We start from the raw sequence: 5,083 nt of genomic DNA, 5'->3' as shown, positions 1-5,083 counted from the left end.
GTGCAGGAACTCACCGACAGCTTCAACGGGACACTGCAGTTCGGCACCGCCGGCCTCCGGGCCGCCCTCGGGCCTGGACCAAACCGGATGAACCGTGTGGTGGTGCGCCGCGCCGCCGCCGGACTTGCCGCTTTCCTGGCCGACGCCGTGGGTGAGGCTGCCCCCGGAACCCGGCCGCGCGCCGTCGTCGGCTACGACGCCCGGCACAACTCGGACGTCTTCGCCGAGGAAACGGCCGCCATCTTCACCGCTGCCGGAATCGATACGTTCCTGATGCCGGCAGCGCTTCCCACCCCGCTGCTTGCCTACGCGGTGCGGGCGCTTGAGTGCGACGGCGGCGTGATGGTCACCGCCAGCCACAATCCGCCGCAGGACAACGGCTACAAGGTGTACCTGGGCCGCCATGCCGTGGAGGAAAGCGGCCGGGGTGCGCAGATCGTTGCCCCCTACGACGCCATGATTGCCGCTCGGATCGACACCGTGGGCGCACTTGAATCCATCGCGCTTGCAGCGGATGGCTGGACGGTCCTCGCACCGTCCATTGCAGAGGACTACAACCGCGCGACGGCGGCACTCGCCGATCCGGCACGCTTTCCTGCCCGCGACCTGCGGATCGTCCTGACGCCGATGCACGGCGTTGGCGGCGAAACGGCCGTGGCAGTACTGAATGCTGCGGGTTTCGCGGAGGTCACCCTCGTGGCGGAACAGGCTGAGCCGGATCCCGACTTTCCCACCGTGAACTTTCCAAACCCGGAGGAACCGGGCGCCCTGGACCTCGCGCTCGAAACCGCCGCCCGGGTGGACGCGGATATCGTCCTGGCCAACGATCCCGATGCGGACCGCGCCGCCGTGGCAGCGAAGGATCCGGACACGGGGGCGTGGCGCATGTTGCGCGGCGATGAGGTGGGAGCCCTTCTGGGTGCGCACATTGTGGCGCGGCTCGCGGCCGGTGTCTCCGGGGGCGTAGGCGGGTTGGCCCCGGCCGCTGCCCCGCAGGCAGGCGCGAAAACAGCCGGCGTATTCGCCAACTCGATTGTTTCCTCGCGCCTGCTCGCCCGCATCGCCGCAGCTGCCGGGTATGCGCATGAGGAGACACTGACCGGCTTCAAGTGGATTTCCCGCGTTCCCGGGCTGCTCTACGGCTACGAAGAAGCCTTGGGCTACTGCGTCGCGCCGGACCTGGTCCGGGACAAGGACGGGATCTCGGCGGCTGTCCTCATTGCCGAACTTGCCGCTGCCGCGAAGGCTGAGGGGAAAACCGTTTTTGACACGCTCGATGAGCTCTACCTGCGGCATGGGCTTCACGCCAGCGACCAGCTGAGCATCCGGGTAGCGGACCTGGGCCTGCTCGATGCCATGATGAACCGGCTCCGGGTCAGCGCGCCCGAATCATTCGGTTCCTCAGCCGTTGAAACCTTCGTGGACCTGGCTGAAGGGAGCGCGCATTTGCCGCCCACCGATGGCCTGCTGTATCTCACGAAGGACCACACCCGGGTGATCATCAGGCCCAGCGGCACCGAGCCCAAACTCAAGTGCTACCTGGAAGTCCTGCGCCCCGTGGAATCAGCGGCTGAACTTCCCGAGGCGCGGCAGGCCGCCCGCGCCGCGCTGGATAACGTACTCACCGATGTCCGGGAGGCGCTGGGTCTCTAGCGAGGCTGCTTAGGCCTGGACCTCGACGAACCCGTCCGAGATGCGGGTGCTGAATGTTTCCAGGCGGACGGCCGCGGTTCCGAAGCACTCGCCTGTTTCGAGGTCGTAGACCTCTTTGTGGAGCGGGGAGGCAATGGTGGGGCGGGAGCCACGGGAGCCCAGAATGCCGCGGGCCATGACGTGGGCGCCGGTGGCGGGGTCCTCGTGGGCCACGGCAAAAACTTCGCCGGGGCCGGTCCGGAAGAGTGCCACCTGGCGGCCTGCGATCAGTGCGGCTTCGCCCCACGCCAGTTCAAGGTCCTCCACCGCACAAACCCGGTGCCAGCCTGTTGCCAGTGCTGCGGCGTTTCCCGCGGTGTCAGCTTCGGTGGCGAGCGCCCCAAGTTCCAGTGTTGCCGTCATGTCCGGCTCCTCTCCACGTTCTTGTCTGTCTGCTGTTGTTGCTGAATGCTGCCGGCCACCTCTGCGGCCGTACTACCAAACTAGGCAGCGGGTGTTTCGATGGCGTGCAGTGAATGTGTCCGGCGCGTAAAAGAGAACTCACCCTGCCGGAAACGCGTTCGTGATGCAGAAGTTAAGGTGACGAAACAATTGGGAAACTGAAGCGAAACTGCGGCTGCCTACTGTTGAAGCAACACCTCGTCAGAGAAAGTCGCAGAGAACCGTCTGCGGCCCATGCGAAAGGCCCACAGTGACCGAACAGACTTCAAGCACAGAGAACACGCGCCGCATCGTCGTCGCCGGTGGCGGACCCGCTGCCCACCGCTTTGCGGACGCCATGCACTCCCGCGGGCTCGATGGCTGGCATGTCACGGTCCTCACTGAGGAGGCCCACCTCCCGTATGACCGAGTAGCCCTCTCCAAGGCCCTCACCGACAGCGACGTCGACCTGACGCTGGGCAGCGCCTCCATGTGGGACCACGATTCCCTGTCGCTGAAGACCGGCGAGCGCGTGGTCAAGATCAACGCCGAAGCCAAGACGGTGGAAACCGCTGCCGGCAGCACCTTTGAATACGACGACCTCGTGGTTGCCACGGGCTCGAATGCCGCCCGGCTGCCCATCCCCGGCGCCGAGCACACCCACGTCTACCGCACGCTCGAAGACGTCTGGGCCATCAACAAGGCCATCACCGAACTGACCGAAAAGCTCGGCCGCAAGGTCAACGCCGTCACCATTGGTGGTGGCCTCCTCGGCCTGGAATCGGCCGCCGGCACCGAGCAGCTGGGCGCCAACCCGATCGTCATCGACGGTTCGCAGTGGCTGATGGCCACGCAGCTGGATGAGGGCGCAGGCCAGGCCATGGGCCGGCTCATCAAGGCCAAGGGCTTCGCAGTCCACGGCGGTGTCTTCCCGTCGGAAGTATTGTCCGACGACGACGGCCAGGTCACCGGTGTCCTGATGGCAGACGGCCGCATCATCGACGCCGACCTCGTGATTGTCGCCATCGGCGTCCGGCCCCGCGATGAACTGTTCCGCGCCGCCGAAGGCGAGGAACAGGTCTTCAGCCTGGGCCAGCGCGGCGGCGTGGTCATCAACGACTACTGCGCCACCGAAGTACCCGGCATCTGGGCCATCGGCGAAGTCGCCAACTTCGGCGGCATGTGCCTGGGCCTGGTTGCCCCCGCCAACACCATGGCTGAGATCGTCGCCGACCGCCTGCACGGCGGCGAAGCCACCTTCCCGGGCTTCGATACCGCCACCAAGCTCAAGCTGTCCGGCGTCGACGTTGCCAGCTTCGGCGACGGCTTCGCCAAAACCGAGCACTCCCTCGAAATCGTCTACGCGGACCCGGCCCGCGGCGTCTACCAGAAGATCGTCACCACCGACGATGCCAAGACCCTCCTGGGCGGCATCTTCGTGGGCGACGCGACCCCCTATACGAGCCTCCGTCCCCTCCTGGGCCGCGAACTCAGCGCCGAGCCCGGCGCATACCTCACGGCGGCCGGCGGCGGCGACGCCCCGGACACGGAACTCCCGGACGACGCCATCCTGTGTTCCTGCAACAACGTCTCCGCCGGAACCATCCGGGACACCGTCAACGGCTGCGGCGCCTGCGACGGCAACGCTCCCGTCCAGGAGCTCGGCGAACTCAAGGGCTGCACCCGCGCCGGGACCAGCTGCGGTTCCTGTGTCCCGATGCTGAAGAAGCTGCTGGAAACAGAGCTCACCAAGTCCGGCGTCGAGGTCTCCAAGGCCCTCTGCGAGCACATCGAACTCTCCCGCCAGGAACTGTTCGAGACCATCCGCGTCCTCGAGCTGTCCTCCTTCGAAGAAATCATGGCCAAGTACGGCACCGGAGCCGGCTGCGACATCTGCAAGCCGACCATCGCCAACATCCTGGCCAGCCAGAACAGCGCCTACGTCCTGGACGCCGGCCGCGGCACCCTGCAGGACACCAACGACCGCGCCCTGGCCAACATGCAGAAGGACGGCACCTACTCGGTGGTCCCCCGCATCGCCGGCGGCGAGATCACCCCGAAGAAGCTCGGCGTCATCGCTGCCGTGGCCGAGAAGTACAACCTGTACACCAAGATCACCGGCGGCCAGCGCATCGACATGTTCGGTGCGCGGCTGGAGGAGCTTCCGGAAATCTGGAAGGAACTGGTGGACGCCGGCTTTGAATCCGGCCAGGCCTACGGCAAGAGCCTGCGCACGGTGAAGTCCTGTGTCGGGTCCACCTGGTGCCGCTTCGGAGTGCAGGACTCGGTGGCCATGGCCATCCAGCTTGAACTCCGCTACCGCGGCCTCCGCAGCCCGCACAAACTGAAGATGGGCGTCTCCGGCTGTGCCCGTGAATGCGCCGAGGCCCGCGGCAAGGACGTCGGTGTGATCGCCACCGCGGACGGCTGGAACCTGTACGTGGGCGGCAACGGCGGTGCCACCCCGGCCCACGCCCAGCTGCTCGCCAAGGACCTCGACGACGAGACGCTGATCAAGTACATCGACCGCTACTTCATGTACTACATCCGCACCGCCGACCGCCTCCAGCGCACCGCACGCTGGCAGGAAGAGCTCGACGGCGGCATCAAGCACGTGGAGGATGTGGTGGTCAAGGACACCCTGGGCATTGCCGAGGACCTCGAGGCCGCCATGGCCAAGCACGTTGACACCTACGTGGACGAATGGGCAGACACCCTGAAGGACCCCGACCGCCTCCGCCGGTTCCGGTCCTTCGTCAACGCACCGGACCAGAAGGACGATTCCATCACCTTCGTCTCGGACGAACGCGGCCAGTTCCGGCCGGCCACCGCTGAAGAAAAAGGGAAGGTCCTCATCGGAGCTTCCATCCCCATGAGGCCCCGCGACGAGAACGAGGTATAGGCATGCAGCTCAGCATTGATCTCACCGGCCGCGAAGTCCTGGTCACCGGATCCGACTACGCCGCCCGCCAGGCGGTCCGGCGCTATGAAGCTGCAGGCGCGGTAGTCT

At 66.3% G+C, this 5,083-nt stretch carries 3 protein-coding genes and 1 pseudogene; 3 read left to right on the top strand and 1 reads right to left on the bottom strand.

All coding sequences use genetic code 11. From position 1 onward, the window contains the following. A partial coding sequence (locus tag DBR22_RS09260; protein WP_108598772.1) for a phospho-sugar mutase occupies nt 1–1,653 on the top strand: 1,653 nt, incomplete at its 5' end. Nucleotides 1,654–1,662: 9 nt separating this feature from the next. Here the strand turns inward: DBR22_RS09260 and nirD are convergent. Then, nucleotides 1,663–2,055 (bottom strand): nitrite reductase small subunit NirD, encoded by a 393-nt coding sequence (gene nirD, locus DBR22_RS09255; protein WP_108598771.1) that lies wholly within the window; start codon nt 2,053–2,055, stop codon nt 1,663–1,665. A gap of 289 nt (nt 2,056–2,344) precedes the next feature. On the opposite strand from nirD, the gene nirB reads away from it, so the two are divergent. Continuing rightward, nucleotides 2,345–4,975: a nitrite reductase large subunit NirB gene (gene nirB, locus DBR22_RS09250; RefSeq protein ID WP_108598770.1), complete on the top strand. Its 2,631-nt coding sequence runs from the start codon at nt 2,345–2,347 to the stop codon at nt 4,973–4,975. A 2-nt stretch (nt 4,976–4,977) separates the two neighbouring features. After that, nucleotides 4,978–5,083: pseudogene (locus tag DBR22_RS24445) on the top strand (uroporphyrinogen-III C-methyltransferase); the annotation flags it as partial.

The sequence above is a fragment of the Arthrobacter sp. HMWF013 genome, from assembly GCF_003061105.1.
Classification (GTDB): Bacteria; Actinomycetota; Actinomycetes; order Actinomycetales; family Micrococcaceae; genus Arthrobacter.
This window is presented reverse-complemented; position numbering and strand designations above follow the sequence as displayed.

Excerpts from the sequence above, each read along its gene's own strand:
- nirD (WP_108598771.1), bottom strand. The coding sequence starts at position 2,055 with ATGACGGCAACACTGGAACTTGGGGCGCTCGCCACCGAAGCTGACACC.